Source organism: Mycetocola sp. Y444 (genome assembly GCF_059445295.1).
Map to the genome: position 1 here is coordinate 91,303 of NZ_JCAIUB010000001.1, position 15,859 is coordinate 107,161.

Here is a 15,859-nt window from a genome sequence, read left to right on the forward strand (position 1 = left end):
TGTCAGAAGGAGTTAGAAAATGCTTCAGCAGGAATCCAGAGTCAAGGTTGCCGACAACACCGGCGCCAAGGAGCTTCTCACCATTCGTGTTCTCGGCGGATCCGGTCGGCGTTACGCCAGCCTCGGCGACACCATCGTTGCGACCGTCAAGGACGCAATCCCCGGCGGAAACGTCAAGAAGGGTGACGTCGTCAAGGCGGTCATCGTTCGCACCAAGAAGGAGGTCCGTCGTCAGGACGGCTCCTACATCAAGTTCGATGAGAACGCAGCAGTGATTTTGAAGAACGACGGCGACCCCCGCGGTACCCGTATCTTCGGACCGGTCGGTCGCGAGCTTCGCGACAAGAAGTTCATGAAGATCGTCTCGCTGGCACCGGAGGTTATTTAGTCATGGCGAAGATCAAAAAGGGCGACCTCGTCCAGGTCATCTCTGGCGCAACCCAGGCTCGCGGCGGTTCACGCGGCAAGCAGGGTCGTGTCATCCAGGTCCTGGTCGAGAAGAACCGCGTCATCGTTGAGGGCGTCAACTACGTCACCAAGCACGTCCGCCAGGGTCAGACCCAGCGCGGAACGAAGACCGGTGGCGTCGAGACCCACGAGGCTCCGATCCACATCTCGAATGTGGCTCTCGTTGACCCCGAGACCAAGAAGCCGACGCGAGTCGGACACCGCAACGAGCAAGTAACGAAGAACGGCGTCACCAAGACGGTCCGTGTTCGTTACGCCAAGAAGTCAGGTAAGGACCTCTAATGACTGACACGGCAGTGGCGGCTGGCAAAATCCAGCCCCGCCTCAAGGAAAAGTACAAGGCAGAGATCCAGGAGCAGCTGCTCAAGGAACTCGGCCTGACCAACGTGCACCAGATTCCGACGCTCACCAAGATCGTCGTGAACATGGGTGTCGGTGAGGCAGCCCGCGATGGAAAGATCATCGATGGCGCTGTTGCCGACCTGACCAAGATCACCGGTCAGAAGCCACAGGTCACCAAGGCCCGCAAGTCCATCGCACAGTTCAAGCTGCGCGAAGGTCAGCCCATCGGTGCCCACGTCACGCTTCGTGGGGACCGCATGTGGGAGTTCCTGGACCGCCTGCTGAGCCTCGCTCTCCCGCGTATCCGCGACTTCCGCGGCCTCAGCCCGAAGCAGTTCGATGGCACCGGCAACTACACGTTCGGTCTGACCGAGCAGTCGATGTTCCACGAAATCGACCAGGACAAGATCGACCGCGTACGCGGAATGGACATCACCGTTGTTACAACGGCGAAGTCCGACGAGCAGGGTCGCGCGCTCCTCAAGGCGCTCGGATTCCCCTTCACGTCAACAGACAGCGCAAAGTAACTGTAGAGTGGGTCGGTTGCTTGCAGCCGGCCCGCACTGCGGTTGCTCACAACTGAAGATTTCTCTCGCACGGTTGCGCCGGCACCAATTTGTTCGACAAATCGGTGTTCGGCGCACTCGAGCGTGGAGATCAGGGGGGCGGAGCATCCGTTTCTCCCCTAACCACCACAGGTCGTCATTCGTGTAACGGGTGAACGAAACCTGGTGAACCGAAGGAAATAACACATGACAATGACAGATCCGGTCGCAGACATGCTGACCAGACTGCGCAACGCGAACTCGGCGCACCACGACACCGTGTCCATGCCGCACTCGAAGCTCAAGAGCCACATCGCGGAGATCCTCACCTCTGAGGGCTACATCTCCGGATGGGAAGTTTCTGACGCACGCGTCGGACAGACCCTGACGCTGAACCTCAAGTTCGGCCCGAACCGCGAGCGCTCCATCGTGGGCATCAAGCGTGTCTCGAAGCCAGGCCTCCGCGTGTACGCAAAGTCGACGGAGATCCCCAAGGTTCTCGGCGGCCTCGGCGTCGCCATCCTGTCCACCTCCTCTGGTCTGCTTACAGACCGTCAGGCTGAGAAGAAGGGCGTAGGCGGAGAAATTCTCGCTTACGTGTGGTAGCCAGATATGTCGCGTATTGGAAGACTTCCCATTGAGATCCCCGCAGGGGTCACCGTATCGGTCGACGGCTCAGCCGTCACCGTCCAGGGCCCGAAGGGTGAGCTCGCGCTGAACGTCGCCAGCCCCATCGAGGTCAAGGTTGAGGATGGCCAGGTTCTGGTCACTCGCCCCGACGACGAGCGTGAATCACGTTCGCTCCACGGACTCACCCGCACACTCATCAGCAACCAGATCGTCGGCGTCACCCAGGGCTACACCAAGGGCCTTGAGGTTGTCGGAACCGGTTACCGCGTTGCACAGAAGGGCGGCTCTGTTGAGTTCGCTCTCGGCTTCTCGCACCCGGTCCTGATCGACCCGCCTGCCGGCATCACGCTCACCGTTGAGGGCAACAACAAGCTCACGGTGTCTGGTATCGACAAGCAGGCCGTCGGCGAGGCTGCTGCCAACATTCGTAAGATTCGCAAGCCTGAGCCGTACAAGGGCAAGGGTGTGCGTTACGCCGGCGAGATTGTTCGCCGCAAGGCCGGAAAGGCTGGTAAGTAACCATGGCCGTAAAGTCCAAGTCGGCTGCGCGTGACCGTCGTCACGCGCGCCTCCGTAAGAAGATCGCGGGAACAGCGGCTCGACCGCGTCTCGTTGTGACCCGTTCGGCTCGTCACGTATTCGTGCAGGTCGTCGACGACAGCAGGGGCTTCACCCTCGCGTCGGCATCGACCCTCGAAACTGACCTCCGTACCTTTGACGGTGACAAGACCGCAAAGGCCAAGAAGGTCGGCGAGCTCGTTGCAGAGCGTGCGAAGAGCGCCGGCATCGAAGAAGTCGTTTTTGACCGCGGTGGCAACCGTTACGCGGGTCGCGTCGCGGCTATCGCCGAGGGTGCTCGAGAGGGTGGGTTGAACCTGTGAGTGATGTACAGAAGACCGAGGTTGCAGCTGCTGCTGAGCTGCCAGCCGTCGAAAAGCCGGTCGAAACCGCAGCTGGTACCGAGAGCTCGGGTCGCACCGATGCTCGCGACAGCCGCCGTGGCGGTCGTGGCGAGCGTAACCAGGGCCGCGAGCGTAACAGCCGCGACGCTGACAAGAACCAGTTCCTCGAGCGCGTCGTCACCATCAACCGTGTCTCCAAGGTCGTCAAGGGTGGTCGTCGCTTCAGCTTCACCGCTCTCGTCGTCGTCGGAGACGGCAACGGAATGGTCGGCGTCGGCTACGGCAAGGCTCGCGAAGTGCCTCTCGCCATCTCCAAGGGCGTCGAGGAAGCGAAGAAGAACTTCTTCCGCGTTCCCCGCGTCGGCTCGACCATCCCGCACCCCGTCCAGGGTGAGGCAGCCGCAGGTGTTGTTCTCCTGCGTCCGGCTGCTGCGGGTACCGGTGTTATCGCCGGTGGTCCCGTCCGCGCCGTCCTCGAGTGCGCAGGCATCCACGACGTTCTCAGCAAGTCGCTCGGTTCGTCGAACACCATCAACATCGTTCACGCGACAGTTACCGCGTTGAAGATGCTCGAAGAGCCTCGCGCCGTTGCCGCACGCCGTGGCAAGGAGTACTCCGAGATTGCTCCTGCCAAGCTGCTGCAGGTCGAGGCCCAGGCCGCTGCCAAGGCAGCCGCAAAGGTAGGTGCGTAATGGCTTCATTGCGAATCACGCAGATCAAATCCAAAATTAGTGAGAAGCAGAACCAGCGCGACACACTGCGCAGCCTGGGACTGAAGCGTATCGGTGCTGTTGTTGTCCGTGAGGACAACTCGCAGAACCGTGGCTACGTCAACACTGTTGCTCACCTCGTCAAGGTTGAGGAGATCGACTAATGGCTGACAAGAAAGATGTCACCGAGGAGACCGCCAAGAAGGCTCCCGCGAAGAAGGCCGCTGTAAAGACGGCTGACGCAAAGGCGCCCGCTGCCAAGAAGGCTCCAGCGAAGAAGGCGCCTGCGAAGGCGGCTTCCGCCAAGGCCGAGACCGTAGCTGCTGACGCCCCCGTGGCGAAGGCTCCTGCTCGGAAGGCCCCCGCGAAGAAGGCGGAGGAGTCCGCTCCTCGCCCGCAGGTGCTCAAGGTCCACCACCTTCGTCCCGCTGAGGGATCGAAGAAGGACCGCCAGCGCGTTGGCCGTGGTGAAGGCTCCAAGGGTAAGACTGCTGGCCGTGGAACCAAGGGTACGAAGGCTCGTTACTCGGTTCGTCCCGGCTTTGCCGGTGGCCAGCTGCCACTGCACATGCGTGCTCCGAAGCTGCGCGGGTTCAAGAACCCGTTCCGCGTCGAGTACCAGGTTGTCAACCTTGAGCGTCTCGCTGAGCTCTACCCGAAGGGCGGCGACGTCACAGTTGCCGACCTCGTCGCCAAGGGCGCCGTTCGCAAGAACGAGAAGGTCAAGGTCCTCGGAAACGGCGACATCGACGTGAAGCTGAACATTTCGGTAGACAAGGTCTCCGGATCAGCTGAGCAGAAGATCGTTGCTGCTGGCGGCTCTGTAAAGTAAAACAAAAGACGCCGGTCGAGCGCTCACACTAATGAGCAGGTCACCGATTGTTCGACAGGCCCGGTAATCGAGTAGATTCGATTGCCGGGCCTGTTCGATACGGGGCCATCAACCGGCACTAAGAGCCGAATTCTTCGGCTCGAAAACCAGGAGGCCTTTTTTGTTTAGCGCCGTTGCGCGGATCTTCCGCACTCCAGACCTTCGACGGAAGATCGGGTTCACACTGGGCATCATCGCCCTGTATCGCCTTGGTTCATTCGTTCCAGCACCGTTCGTCGACTTCGGCAACGTCCAGGCCTGCCTGGCGCAGAACCAGGGGACCTCCGGCCTCTACGAACTCGTCAATCTCTTCTCCGGCGGAGCCCTGCTCCAGCTCTCGATCTTCGCGCTCGGGATCATGCCGTACATCACGGCGTCGATCATCGTGCAGTTGCTGCGCGTTGTGATCCCGCACTTCGAGACGCTCCACAAAGAGGGCCAGTCCGGCCAGGGCAAGCTGACCCAGTACACCAGGTACCTCACCATCTTCCTCGGCATCCTGCAGTCGACGACGCTCATCACTGTCGCGAGGTCAGGCGCGCTGTTCGGCACGAACGCGAGCGCCGAGTGCAGCCAGCTGCTGACCAACGACACCTGGTACGCCGTTCTTCTCATGGTCATCACCATGACGGCTGGTACGGGGCTCATCATGTGGTTCGGTGAAATGATCACCGAGCGCGGGATCGGCAACGGAATGTCGCTGTTGATCTTCACCTCCATCGCTGCAACCTTCCCCAGCTCGCTCGGGTCGATCTGGGCTGCGAAGGGCTTCGAGACGTTCCTGCTTGTCCTCGCCGTCGGAATCGTGATCATGATGCTCGTCGTGTTCGTTGAACAGTCGCAGAGACGCATCCCTGTTCAGTACGCGAAGCGGATGGTGGGACGCCGCACCTACGGTGGCAACAACACCTACATCCCGATCAAGGTCAACATGGCCGGTGTCGTGCCGGTGATCTTTGCATCGTCGCTCCTGTACCTGCCCGCACTGATCGCCCAGTTCAACACGCCAGCCGCTGGCGAAGAGCCGGCCGCGTGGGTCACCTGGGTGACGAACTACCTCGTGCAGGGCGACCACCCGCTGTACATGGCCCTGTACTTCCTGCTCATCGTCGGCTTCACCTATTTCTACGTCGCTATTACCTTCAACCCGGAGGAAGTGGCAGACAACATGAAGAAGTATGGCGGCTTCATCCCCGGTATCCGCGCGGGACGTCCCACCGCCGAGTACCTCGACTACGTGCTCACCCGCGTGACGCTGCCAGGGTCGGTGTACCTCGGCCTCGTGGCACTCATCCCGCTGGTCGCCCTCGCGCTGGTTGGCGCAAACGCCAACTTCCCGTTCGGTGGCGCGTCGATCCTCATCATCGTCGGTGTCGGGCTCGAAACCGTCAAACAAATCGATTCACAGCTGCAACAGCGTCACTACGAAGGACTTCTCCGATGACCCGCCTCTTGATCGTCGGTCCTCCCGGCGCAGGAAAAGGAACCCAGGCCGCCATCATCGCCGAGACGTTCGGGATCCCGGCGATCTCGACCGGCGATATCTTCCGGGCGAACATCAAGGACGGGACCGAGCTCGGGATGAAAATCCAGGAGATCGTGTCGAGCGGTTCGTACGTGCCGGACTCGCTCACCAACGAGATCGTCCGTGATCGGCTTCACCAGGACGACGCGAACGAGGGATTCCTGCTCGACGGCTACCCACGTACCGTCGACCAGGTTCACGAGCTCGACTCGATCCTCGCCGAAACCGGTTCAGAGCTCGACGCCGTCGTGCGCCTGGTCGCCGACCCGGACGAGGTCGTCGCCCGCCTGCTCAAGCGGGCGACAGAGCAGGGACGCGCCGATGACACCGAAGACGTCATCCGGCACCGCCAGGATGTCTACCACGACCAGACCGAGCCCGTGATCGCCGCATACGCGGACCGAGGCCTCGTGATCGATGTCGACGGCCTCGGACCAGTCGACGAGGTCGCCAGGCGCGTCCGGGATGCCCTCGCTGCGCGTGGCATCGCGGTTGCCGTCTGACCAGCTCGCCCGAGCACCAACCAGGAATCCCAGACACACCATGCTGCGCAAGTCCATCTACAAAACCCCTGCCCAGCTTCGCCTCATGGTGGAGCCGGGACTCGCGACCGCCGCATCGCTCGCCGCAGCGCGGCAGGCAATCGCTGTCGGTCGAACCACACTCGAGGTCGACGCGGCTGCTGAAGCCGCGATCATCGCCCTTGGCGGTCAGCCGAACTTCAAGCTCGAGCCGGGCTACAACCACACGATCTGTGCCTCGGTCAACGAGGAAGTAGTGCACGGGATCCCGGGCGGGCGTCGCCTCGAGCCGGGAGACATCCTCTCGGTGGACAGCGGTGCCATCCTGCACGGCTGGAATGGTGACGCGGCGATCAGCGTCGTCCTGCCGGACCCGTCGCGTCCTGAGCTCGTCGCAGAGCGTCAGAAGCTCTCCGACGTCACCGAGGGTTCCCTCTGGGCTGGCATCGCGCGGCTTGCCCGCGCGCGTCACCTCAACGAGGTGGGTGAAGCGGTCCAGGAGTACGTCGAGAAGCACGGAAGCTACGGCATCCTCACCGACTATGTCGGGCACGGAATCGGACGCTCGATGCACGAAGCGCCCCCCGTGTTCAACTACCGGGTTCGTCAGAAGGGCCCAGAGGTGAAACCGGGACTGGTGGTCGCCATCGAGCCGATGGTCGTACTCGGAAGCAGTGACACCCACACGCGCGATGACGACTGGACCGTCGCCACCGATGATGGCCTCGCCGCCGCCCACTGGGAGCACAGCGTCGCGGTCCACAAGGACGGAATCTGGGTGCTGACCGCGGAGGACGGGGGAGCAGCCGGCCTCGCTCCATTCGGCGTGACTCCAACTCCCATCGCCTGAGACCGATTCTGCGGCTAGTGTCGATGGCATGACTCGACTCGTGCTGCTGATCGATCCGCTCCCGGAGGACCGGGTTGCCACGGCCGCTGAACTCAGCGCCTCGCTGACGTTTGCGGCCGAAGACGAGCCGATTCTCACCGCATTCGACGCCGCCGCTGCGCGCGGCGACGGGGTGTTCGAGACGCTCGGAGCGCACGACGGTCGCGCGCGCGGTATCGACGCCCACCTCGCCAGGCTGACGGCATCCGCTCAGAAGCTCGACTTGCCCGAGCCGAACCACGACCAGTGGCGCCGGGCCATCGCCGAGCTGCTGGACGCACTCCCCGCCGGGGGACAGGCGTCCATCCGACTCACCATCACCCGCGGGACGGAGTCGGCCGGTCCGACGTGCTGGGCCACAGCGACCGCCATCACCCGTGACTTTCCCGAACGCGAGAACGGGGTCAGGATTGTCACCCTCAGCCGCGGCTACGCCAACGACGTTGGCGAGACCAGCCCGTGGCTGCTGGTGGGGGCCAAGACCCTGTCGTACGCCATCAACATGGCTGCCATTCGCGAAGCACAGCGTCGTGGTGCAGACGATGTCGTGTTCACGTCAACAGACGGCTTCGCGCTGGAAGGACCGACGTCGACGTTGCTCGTCCGGCAGGGAAACACCATAGTCACCCCGACGATCCAATTCGGCATCCTGGCGGGGACCACGCAGGCCGAGCTTTTCGATCACCTCGCGGGTCAAGGCTTCGAGTGCGTGTACCGAACAGTCGACGTAGCCGAATTGGTTCGGTCGGATGCTGTCTGGCTCGTGTCGAGCGTCCGCCTCGCTGTGCCGGTCACTGAGGTGGACGGCACGCCGATCCCCACCGATCGCGAGTTGACCAGACAGCTGAACTCGGCGTTGCTTGCCTGAGGCTAGGAATCCATGGTGCGGACGAGTTCGTCGATGAACGCGGCAAAGTCTGTGGATTTGCGGATGATGCGCTGGACGTCCTCCCGGTCGGAGAAGACCTCGACGAACTGATCGAACACCGTCTGGAAGCTCGCGCGTCCTGCCTCGCTGAACGCGATGAGCGCGACGACGTTCACCCGGCTGTCGCCCCACGGCATGCTGGACTCGTTCACGGCAATAGCTATCGACGTCGTGGTTGCCGTCATCGCCATGGCGTGCGGAACGGCCAGCGAATCGGTGAAGGCGGTCGATGACATCCGTTCTCGCTCGATGGCGCCTTCGATATAGCTGTCGTCGATGATGCCGCGGTCGCGCATGAGCCCGCCGAGGGTGCGGATCATGGACTCTTCGTCACTGGCCTGAACGTTGCGGAGAAAGAGTGCGCCGTCGAAGTACCGCAGCACGTCGTCCTTGATCAGTGCCCTGCGGCGGACCCGCTTGAGCCTCGCGATCGCCTGGCGCACCCGGTCGGCATCGGCATCGGTGAAGAACGGCTGAACGGTGAGGATCGAGTCGGACGGCACAGGGGGCTCGATGGTCGTGAGCACGATGTCTGCGTCGAGTTCGTTCCACGCGACGTCACTCCGGGTGATGACCTTGACCACCTCGAGCGTGTCGCCGAGGAGGATCATGACCCGATCGCGAAGCATGAGGTGCATGTCGTAGTAGTTCGGGCAGACGATGACGCAGCGCATCAACTCGTCCCGCCTGACCTGCTGCTGAAGGTGGGCGCCAACGTGCATGGCGATGTAGGCGATCTCGTCGTCGTTGATTTCGATGGATCCCTGGCGCTGCAGCCGGCTCGCGATGAACACGGCCAGTTCGTAGATCATCGGGTACGAGGTCTTGATGCTCCGGGCGAGCGGGTTGCGGGAGTAGGAGTGCTCCTGCGCACGGCGAAGCAGGTTCTGGACGTGCAGGGTAAGCCTGGTGATGAAATCCTCATCGCTGAGGTCGACGAGATACTCGTTTCCGGCGGAGAGCACGATCGAGCGCACGGTCTCGAGGTCGGACGAATCAAGGTATCCGGGGTGCGCGGCAGTGCCGTCGACCGCGTCTGTCGCCTGGACCCCCCTTGTCGCGAGGAGATACGCGAGGTACTCGACATCGGTAGCGCCGAGCCTGGTGCCGAGGGATGCCTCGATGAGAGCGCCAAGTCTCTCGGTCAGTTCGGTGGATGCCTCGGCGGGCTGAGGCGCCCCCTCCTGGACCCGCTGGTCCTTCGATACCCTGTCGACGGCGATCGCGATGTGCAGGAGAACATTGTCGATGCCGTAGTCGTTGAGGAGATAGCCGAGGTCGGTGAGCATGGCGAGCAGGTCGGTCTTGAACTCGCTGAGATTGTGTGCCGAGAATTCACGCTGGATCGCCTCGAGTTCAATCAGCCCGCGTTCGGTCTCGTCGCGGAACATGCGGCTGAGCAACCGGCGCCTCGCCAGTTCGCTGCCACGGAGCATCACCGTGCTCCCGGACCTGACGAGCGTCAGCTCCGCTTCGGAGAGCAGCAGACGGACGCGCGACAGGTCGGCTTCGATGGTGGACTCCGAGACGAACAGCGCTGACGCGAGTTCAAAGACATCGAGTCCGTCAGGGCTGTCGACGAGACGGCGCACGATGGAGTACAGCCGGGCACGGGGCGTCTCAGTCTGCGACTCGAGCGCACCCTGCCTGAACGCCGCCCAGGCGTCGAGGGAAATCCGGTAGCCCTGCGGCCCGCCCGTGATGAGGTCGAGCCCGGCAGCCCGGTCCTTGAGCGCGGTCACGTAATTCCGCACGCTGCGCGTGGTCACGCCGAGCGCGTCTGCCAGTTCGGCGGCGGTGACCCAGGTGTCGGCGCGCGCGAGATACCAGGCGATGCGGTCTTGTTTCTCGCGTGTCACGTGCAGCTCCTGTCGAACCCGAGTCCGCGATGGCCGGTCCCGACTCCAGTCAACGTTACCCTCGAGTGGGCCTCGTTCGTCGATTTCACGCCCGGAAGCCGCTCGGGGTTTCCTACCCTGCGGAAGAGAACATGGTGGCAATCACCTTCGGAACTCGTAATGCTTGACAAGCTGGCCATTTTTCGGCGCAGATTTCCATAGCAACAGGTCGACGGAGGCGGATCAATGAAGATCCTCGTAGTGTGCGGCGCGGGAGCGTCCAGTACCTTTGTCGCCCAGCGCGTGAGGAAAGCGGCCATGGCGAGAAAGATCGACGTGTCAGCGACAGCGTGCCCCCTCAACGCCCTCGACGCTCAGAGCGCTGGCGCTGATGTCGTCCTCCTCGGACCCCACCTGACCCCGTATGTCGACAGCATCCGCTCGACCGCTCACTCACGAGGTGTGGCCGTCGCGGTCATGCCCGCCTCAGTCTTCTCGTCGCCGGCTGGCGACGAAGCCCTCGACCTTGCTCTTTCAGCTGCCGGAGCACGGTCCACACGCGAGGGAACACACAGGCAAGCGACGGAGGAAACACTTCATGGCTGAACGCACCGTTCGAATCGGTTCATCTCACGGTCTCCACGCCCGTCCCGCGAAACTGTTCACACAGGCGGCGGCGGCGTCTGGGGCAAACGTCACCATCGCCAAGGGGAGCGGCAAACCGGTCAACGCTTCGAGCATCCTCGGTGTGATCTCGCTCGGTGTCGACTTCGGTGACTACGTCACGCTCACCGCAGACGGCACCAACGCCGATGCTGTGCTCGATCAACTCGTGGAGCTACTTGTGACCGACCATGACGAATAAACGATCAACGAGCCGAGGAGAGCAGTCATGACTGTGACAGGAACACACACAACACTGCAGGGCACCGGGATCGGACAGGGTGTGGTCGTCGGTGTCGTCGCCCGGATGTCTGAGCCATTGCCTGAGCCGCAGGACACACCGAGCACGAAGTCCGTTGAGGACGAAGCCGGACGCGCGAGGGCATCGCTCAGCGTTGTCGCGCGCGACCTGGAGGAACGGGGAAAGTCCGCCGGTGGCACCGCCCGCGACGTGCTCGAAGCACAGGCGATGATGGCAGAGGACCCGACACTCTCCGACATCATCGATGAGAGCCTGGCGCGGGGGATCACCGCCGAGCGCGCCGTGTTCGAGGCGTTCGCCAGCTTCCGCGACCAGCTCGCCGCCATGGGCGGTTACCTGGGGGAGCGCGCCGCGGACCTGGACGATGTCTCCCAGCGCGTGATCGCCGACCTCTCCGGCGTGCCCGCTCCTGGCGTACCGAACCCCGACCACCCGTTCGTGCTCGTCGCGCGCGACCTCGCGCCGGCAGACACCGCGCTTCTCGACCTCGACAAGGTCCTCGGCCTCATTACGAGCGATGGCGGACCGACATCACACACGGCAATTCTCGCCCGCGAGAAGTCAATCGTCGCGGTCGTCGGCACGGCGGATGTCTCGGCGCTGGCCGACGGGACGACGGTCATCGTCGACGCTGCGGCAGGCACTGTGACCGCCTCGCCGAGCGAAGACGAGGTTGCCTCGGCCGAACGACGTATCGCCGAGCGCCAGGCTGCAGCGGTCGCCCCGGTGACCCCCGGTGCGCTCAAGGACGGGACCCTGGTCCCTCTGCTCGCCAACCTCGGTTCGTCCGAGGGCGCGCAGGGCGCAGCGGACGCGGGAGCGGAGGGTGTCGGACTGTTCCGCACCGAATTCCTCTTCCTCGACGCCGGCGGTTCCGCGCCGACAGTCGCCCAGCAGCGTGAGCACTACACGCGACTGCTGCAGGCATTCCCCGGCAAGAAGGTCGTCGTCCGCGTGCTTGACGCCGGAGCTGACAAGCCGTTGCCCTTCCTCAACGATGTGCACGAGGAGAACCCGGCACTCGGCCTGCGCGGGCTGCGGGCCCTTCGGGCCAGTGAGGACATCCTTCGCGAGCAGCTCACCGCTCTCGCCGAAGCCGACAAGGCAACCGAAGCCGACCTGTGGGTCATGGCACCCATGGTGTCGACGGTCGAAGAGACGAAGTACTTCGTCGCCATCGCCCGTGAGTACGGCATCAAAACCGCCGGTGTGATGGTGGAAGTGCCGTCGCTCGCGCTCCTCGCACCCCAGGTCCTCGCAGCAAGTGACTTCGCGTCGATCGGCACCAACGACCTGACCCAGTACACGCTCGCCGCCGACCGCATGCTCGGCTCGGTCGCAGCGCTCCAGGACCCGTGGCACCCCGCTGTGCTCCGTCTCGTCGGGGAGGTCGGCGCTGCCGGCGCCTCGACCGGCAAGCCGGTCGGAATCTGCGGTGAGGCCGCGGCTGACCCGCTCCTCGCCGTCGTGCTCGTCGGACTCGGCGCGACCACCCTGTCCATGTCCACCCCGGCGCTCGTCGACGTACGAGCGTCCCTCCTGAAATACACCATCGACGAGGCCCGAAAACTCGCCGAGATCGCCCTGGCCGCCGAAGGCGCGGCCGAAGCCCGTGCAGCGGTTGCCGCCGCTGCACTCACCCTGAAAGAGGAACAATCATGACAACGACGACGTCGTCGACACAGACCAAGAAGGCAGGGGGTGCACGGGTTCGCGTTCAGCGATTCGGCACCTTCCTGTCCGGCATGGTCATGCCGAACATCCCCGCGTTCATCGCGTGGGGGCTGATCACCGCACTCTTCATTGACACCGGTTGGACGCCGAACGCGCAGCTCGCAACCCTCGTTGCTCCCATCCTCTACTTCCTGCTTCCACTTCTGATCGCCAACACCGGCGGCCGGATGATCTACGACCAGCGCGGTGGCGTCGTCGCGACGATCGCGACCATGGGAATCATCACGGCGACCATGGGAGACCCGGTCTTCAGCGGTTCGCCGATGTTCCTCGGCGCCATGATCGCCGGCCCGCTCGCCGCGTGGATCATGAAGAAGGTCGACAGCCTCTGGGAAGGCAAGATCAAGGCCGGCTTCGAGATGCTGGTGAACAACTTCTCTGCCGGTATCCTCGGCGCGATCCTCGCGATCATCGCCTACTTCGGGCTCGCCCCGATCATCCAGGCGATCACAACCGCGCTGGGTACAGCTGTCAACTGGCTGATCGAAGCCGGACTCCTGCCGCTCGCGAGCATCCTCATCGAACCGGCAAAGGTCCTGTTCCTCAACAACGCCATCAACCACGGCGTCCTCACCCCGCTGGCACTTCAGCAGTCTGAGGAAACCGGAAAGAGCATCCTCTTCCTGCTCGAGGCAAACCCTGGTCCAGGACTCGGACTGCTCCTGGCGTTCAGCATCTTCGGCCTCGGCGCTGCGAAGGCGACCGCACCCGGTGCGATCATCATCCAGTTCTTCGGTGGAATCCACGAGATCTACTTCCCGTACGTTCTCTCGAAGCCGATTCTTCTCCTCGCCGTCATGGCGGGTGGAGCCAGTGGTGTCGCGACCAACGCGATCTTCGGATCCGGTCTCGTCAGCGTCGCGTCTCCCGGCAGCATCTTCGCGATTCTCGCCGTGACCGAACGCAACAGCTTCATCGGTGTCATCCTCTCGGTCCTGATCGCGGCAGCTGTGTCGTTCGTCGTGGCAGCCGTTATCCTGCGGGCATCGCGCAAGCGCGACCTCGCGTCCGGCAACGCCGGTGACATGGGAGCGGCCGTTGCTGCAACCCAGGCCAACAAGGGCAAGCAGAGCTCGGTCCTCGGCGGCCTCGTCACCGAGGGAACCACGGACACCGGTTCGGCAACAGGAACCGGAACCACGACGCTCGTGAAGAACATCGTCTTCGCGTGCGACGCCGGTATGGGCTCGAGCGCCATGGGCGCATCCGTTCTCCGCAACAAGATCAAGAAGGCCGGCGTTACCGACGTCACTGTGACCAACCAGTCGATCGCGAACCTCAAGGGTGACGCCGATCTCGTCATCACCCACCAGGACCTCACGGACCGGGCACGGGAGAAGTCGCCGAACTCACAGCACATCTCGGTCGACAACTTCATGAACAGCCCGAAATACGATGAGGTCGTCGAACTCGTCAAGCGCAACAACAGCCAGGGAGCCGCCGAATGACCGAATCCATCCTGACACCGGGAAACATCGTCGCCGAGGGATCGGCTACGACGAAGGAAGAAGCGATCCGCGAGGCCGGCGCGCTCCTGGTCGCCGCCGGCGCGGTGAAGCCGGAGTACGTCGACGCGATGCTGGAGCGCGAGGCATCCGTCTCGACCTACATGGGTAACTTCCTCGCGATTCCCCACGGAACGAACGACGCCAAGGATGCCATCGTGCGTTCGGCGCTTTCGCTCGTCCGGTACACGAACCCGATCGACTGGGATGGGGATGAGGTGCGTTTCGCCGTCGGCATCGCCGGGCTCAACAATGAGCACCTCGAGATCCTCTCGAAGATCGCCATTGTGTTCTCGGACGAGGACGAGGTTTCGAAGCTCATCAACGCCGCAGACGCGAACGAACTGTTCGCGCTGCTCGAGGAGGTCAACGCAGAATGAAAGCTGTTCACTTCGGCGCGGGCAACATCGGACGAGGATTCGTCGGCCTGTTGCTCCACGACGCCGGCTATGAAGTTGTCTTCGCCGACGTGAACGCTGAGCTCATCGACGCGTTGAACGCGGCGCCGAGCTACGAGGTGCACGAGGTCGGTGACGGTGGCTCTGATCGCACCGTCACCGGCTACCGTGCCGTCAACAGTGCCACGAACGAAAACGAGCTCATCGCCGAGATTCAGACGGCCGATGTCGTCACGACGGCGGTCGGACCGAACATCCTGAAGTTCGTCGCTCCGGTGATCGCGCGTGCCCTTGCCCTTCGGGACTCGGGTCTTCCTCCGCTCGCCGTGATGGCCTGCGAGAACGCCATCAACGCGACAGATCTGCTCAGGACCGAGATCCAGTCGAGCGTCGCTCCCGAGCAGTGGGAGGCGCTCTCGCCGCGTGCGGTCTTTGCGAACACCGCTGTCGACCGGATCGTGCCAGGCCAGGACCCGGCAGCGGGCATCGACGTCACGGTCGAGGCCTTCTACGAGTGGGTCATCGAGTCTGGACCGTTCGGCGACGCGCTGCCCGAGATCCCCGGTGCGACGTTCGTCGACGCTCTCGGACCGTACATCGAGCGCAAGCTGTTCACCGTCAACACCGGCCACGCCACGGCGGCGTACTACGGTTTCGCCGCCGGCATCGACAAGATCTCCGACGTGCTGGCGAACAGTGACGTTGCGGATGCCGTCCGCCGCGTCCTCGAGGAAACCAGCGCGCTTCTCGTGGTCAAGCACGGGATCGACGCTGAGGTCCAGCGCGAGTACCGGGAGAAGATCCTCACCCGCTTCGCCAACCCGCACCTGCCGGACACCGTGCAGCGCGTCGGCAGGCAGCCGCTGCGCAAGCTCGGCCGCAACGAGCGATTCATCAGCCCGGCAGCGGAACTGGCCGAGCGTGGCTTGGGCCACACCGCGCTGCTCGACGCCATCGGGAAAGCACTCGAGTTCCGGGTGGAAGACGACGAGCAAAGCACCGAAATGCAGGGCCTGCTCTCGGAGCTCAGCGCCGAAGAATTCGTCGAGCGTGTCTCGGGACTTGCGCCGGAGCATCCGCTCTATGCCGGCCTCGTCACGGTCGTGCGGGAGCACCAGAAGTAGCAGC

General features: G+C 63.5%; 20 protein-coding genes. 19 read left to right on the forward strand and 1 reads right to left on the reverse strand.

What is annotated here, in order from left to right; all coding sequences use genetic code 11:
* Positions 1-19 precede the first annotated feature (19 nt).
* From rplN to AC1C2M_RS00465, 13 genes are all read left to right on the forward strand, one after another.
* Positions 20-388, forward strand: coding sequence for a 50S ribosomal protein L14 (gene rplN, locus AC1C2M_RS00405; protein WP_108391769.1), 369 nt, complete (start codon positions 20-22; stop codon positions 386-388).
* Positions 389-390: 2 nt separating this feature from the next.
* Entirely contained in the window at positions 391-750 is a 360-nt protein-coding gene (gene rplX, locus AC1C2M_RS00410) for a 50S ribosomal protein L24 (protein WP_108391768.1), read from the forward strand.
* Positions 750-1,337, forward strand: a complete 588-nt coding sequence (gene rplE / locus AC1C2M_RS00415) for a 50S ribosomal protein L5 (protein WP_108391767.1) — start codon at positions 750-752, stop codon at positions 1,335-1,337. Before rplX ends, rplE begins: the two co-directional genes overlap by 1 nt.
* A gap of 225 nt (positions 1,338-1,562) precedes the next feature.
* On the forward strand, positions 1,563-1,961 hold the full coding sequence (gene rpsH / locus AC1C2M_RS00420) for a 30S ribosomal protein S8 (RefSeq protein ID WP_483404882.1): 399 nt from the start codon (positions 1,563-1,565) through the stop codon (positions 1,959-1,961).
* A gap of 6 nt (positions 1,962-1,967) precedes the next feature.
* Positions 1,968-2,504 (forward strand): 50S ribosomal protein L6, encoded by a 537-nt coding sequence (rplF, locus tag AC1C2M_RS00425; RefSeq protein ID WP_108391765.1) that lies wholly within the window; start codon positions 1,968-1,970, stop codon positions 2,502-2,504.
* Positions 2,505-2,506: 2 nt separating this feature from the next.
* Positions 2,507-2,866 (forward strand): 50S ribosomal protein L18, encoded by a 360-nt coding sequence (rplR, locus tag AC1C2M_RS00430; RefSeq protein WP_495434890.1) that lies wholly within the window; start codon positions 2,507-2,509, stop codon positions 2,864-2,866.
* The gene (rpsE, locus tag AC1C2M_RS00435; RefSeq protein WP_416046393.1) at positions 2,863-3,579 is read left to right on the forward strand and encodes a 30S ribosomal protein S5; all 717 of its coding nucleotides are present in this window, start codon (positions 2,863-2,865) and stop codon (positions 3,577-3,579) included. The genes rplR and rpsE overlap by 4 nt, the downstream gene beginning before the upstream one ends.
* Positions 3,579-3,761: a 50S ribosomal protein L30 gene (rpmD, locus tag AC1C2M_RS00440; RefSeq protein ID WP_108391763.1), complete on the forward strand. Its 183-nt coding sequence runs from the start codon at positions 3,579-3,581 to the stop codon at positions 3,759-3,761. The genes rpsE and rpmD overlap by 1 nt, the downstream gene beginning before the upstream one ends.
* A complete protein-coding gene (gene rplO, locus AC1C2M_RS00445; protein WP_483404881.1) occupies positions 3,761-4,429 on the forward strand; it encodes a 50S ribosomal protein L15 in 669 nt (222 codons plus the stop codon). The genes rpmD and rplO overlap by 1 nt, the downstream gene beginning before the upstream one ends.
* A 160-nt stretch (positions 4,430-4,589) precedes the next feature.
* Entirely contained in the window at positions 4,590-5,912 is a 1,323-nt protein-coding gene (gene secY / locus AC1C2M_RS00450) for a preprotein translocase subunit SecY (RefSeq protein ID WP_483404880.1), read from the forward strand.
* Positions 5,909-6,496, forward strand: coding sequence for an adenylate kinase (locus AC1C2M_RS00455; RefSeq protein ID WP_495434891.1), 588 nt, complete (start codon positions 5,909-5,911; stop codon positions 6,494-6,496). The genes secY and AC1C2M_RS00455 overlap by 4 nt, the downstream gene beginning before the upstream one ends.
* A gap of 40 nt (positions 6,497-6,536) precedes the next feature.
* Entirely contained in the window at positions 6,537-7,364 is an 828-nt protein-coding gene (map, locus tag AC1C2M_RS00460; RefSeq protein WP_495434892.1) for a type I methionyl aminopeptidase, read from the forward strand.
* Positions 7,365-7,392: 28 nt separating this feature from the next.
* Positions 7,393-8,271, forward strand: coding sequence for an aminodeoxychorismate lyase (locus AC1C2M_RS00465; protein ID WP_495434894.1), 879 nt, complete (start codon positions 7,393-7,395; stop codon positions 8,269-8,271).
* Between the two features lie 2 nt (positions 8,272-8,273).
* Here AC1C2M_RS00465 and AC1C2M_RS00470 read toward each other — a convergent pair whose 3' ends face one another.
* On the reverse strand, positions 8,274-10,190 hold the full coding sequence (locus tag AC1C2M_RS00470) for a BglG family transcription antiterminator (RefSeq protein WP_495434895.1): 1,917 nt from the start codon (positions 10,188-10,190) through the stop codon (positions 8,274-8,276).
* A 225-nt stretch (positions 10,191-10,415) separates the two neighbouring features.
* Between AC1C2M_RS00470 and AC1C2M_RS00475 the strand changes: the two genes are divergently transcribed.
* The 6 genes from AC1C2M_RS00475 to AC1C2M_RS00500 are packed head-to-tail and all read left to right on the forward strand — an operon-like array spanning position 10,416 to position 15,855.
* Complete coding sequence (locus AC1C2M_RS00475; RefSeq protein ID WP_483404875.1) at positions 10,416-10,775, forward strand: PTS sugar transporter subunit IIB; 360 nt, start codon at positions 10,416-10,418, stop codon at positions 10,773-10,775.
* Positions 10,768-11,034: an HPr family phosphocarrier protein gene (locus AC1C2M_RS00480; RefSeq protein WP_108391756.1), complete on the forward strand. Its 267-nt coding sequence runs from the start codon at positions 10,768-10,770 to the stop codon at positions 11,032-11,034. The genes AC1C2M_RS00475 and AC1C2M_RS00480 overlap by 8 nt, the downstream gene beginning before the upstream one ends.
* Positions 11,035-11,061: 27 nt before the next feature.
* Positions 11,062-12,756: a phosphoenolpyruvate--protein phosphotransferase gene (gene ptsP, locus AC1C2M_RS00485; RefSeq protein ID WP_483404874.1), complete on the forward strand. Its 1,695-nt coding sequence runs from the start codon at positions 11,062-11,064 to the stop codon at positions 12,754-12,756.
* Positions 12,753-14,276, forward strand: a complete 1,524-nt coding sequence (locus tag AC1C2M_RS00490) for a PTS mannitol transporter subunit IIBC (RefSeq protein WP_495434896.1) — start codon at positions 12,753-12,755, stop codon at positions 14,274-14,276. Before ptsP ends, AC1C2M_RS00490 begins: the two co-directional genes overlap by 4 nt.
* The gene (locus AC1C2M_RS00495; protein WP_483404872.1) at positions 14,273-14,713 is read left to right on the forward strand and encodes a PTS mannitol transporter subunit IIA; all 441 of its coding nucleotides are present in this window, start codon (positions 14,273-14,275) and stop codon (positions 14,711-14,713) included. Before AC1C2M_RS00490 ends, AC1C2M_RS00495 begins: the two co-directional genes overlap by 4 nt.
* A complete protein-coding gene (locus AC1C2M_RS00500) occupies positions 14,710-15,855 on the forward strand; it encodes a mannitol-1-phosphate 5-dehydrogenase (protein WP_483404871.1) in 1,146 nt (381 codons plus the stop codon). The genes AC1C2M_RS00495 and AC1C2M_RS00500 overlap by 4 nt, the downstream gene beginning before the upstream one ends.
* The last annotated feature ends 4 nt before the right edge of the window (positions 15,856-15,859 follow it).

Coding starts and splice junctions, on each gene's coding strand:
- AC1C2M_RS00495 (WP_483404872.1), top strand. CDS start 14,273: ATGACCGAATCCATCCTGACACCGGGAAACATCGTCGCCGAGGGATCG.
- ptsP (WP_483404874.1), top strand. CDS start 11,062: ATGACTGTGACAGGAACACACACAACACTGCAGGGCACCGGGATCGGA.
- AC1C2M_RS00475 (WP_483404875.1), top strand. CDS start 10,416: ATGAAGATCCTCGTAGTGTGCGGCGCGGGAGCGTCCAGTACCTTTGTC.
- AC1C2M_RS00465 (WP_495434894.1), top strand. CDS start 7,393: ATGACTCGACTCGTGCTGCTGATCGATCCGCTCCCGGAGGACCGGGTT.
- AC1C2M_RS00455 (WP_495434891.1), top strand. CDS start 5,909: ATGACCCGCCTCTTGATCGTCGGTCCTCCCGGCGCAGGAAAAGGAACC.
- AC1C2M_RS00490 (WP_495434896.1), top strand. CDS start 12,753: ATGACAACGACGACGTCGTCGACACAGACCAAGAAGGCAGGGGGTGCA.
- rplE (WP_108391767.1), top strand. CDS start 750: ATGACTGACACGGCAGTGGCGGCTGGCAAAATCCAGCCCCGCCTCAAG.
- map (WP_495434892.1), top strand. CDS start 6,537: ATGCTGCGCAAGTCCATCTACAAAACCCCTGCCCAGCTTCGCCTCATG.
- AC1C2M_RS00500 (WP_483404871.1), top strand. CDS start 14,710: ATGAAAGCTGTTCACTTCGGCGCGGGCAACATCGGACGAGGATTCGTC.
- rplF (WP_108391765.1), top strand. CDS start 1,968: ATGTCGCGTATTGGAAGACTTCCCATTGAGATCCCCGCAGGGGTCACC.
- rplX (WP_108391768.1), top strand. CDS start 391: ATGGCGAAGATCAAAAAGGGCGACCTCGTCCAGGTCATCTCTGGCGCA.
- rplN (WP_108391769.1), top strand. CDS start 20: ATGCTTCAGCAGGAATCCAGAGTCAAGGTTGCCGACAACACCGGCGCC.
- AC1C2M_RS00480 (WP_108391756.1), top strand. CDS start 10,768: ATGGCTGAACGCACCGTTCGAATCGGTTCATCTCACGGTCTCCACGCC.
- rplR (WP_495434890.1), top strand. CDS start 2,507: ATGGCCGTAAAGTCCAAGTCGGCTGCGCGTGACCGTCGTCACGCGCGC.
- rplO (WP_483404881.1), top strand. CDS start 3,761: ATGGCTGACAAGAAAGATGTCACCGAGGAGACCGCCAAGAAGGCTCCC.
- rpmD (WP_108391763.1), top strand. CDS start 3,579: ATGGCTTCATTGCGAATCACGCAGATCAAATCCAAAATTAGTGAGAAG.
- rpsH (WP_483404882.1), top strand. CDS start 1,563: ATGACAATGACAGATCCGGTCGCAGACATGCTGACCAGACTGCGCAAC.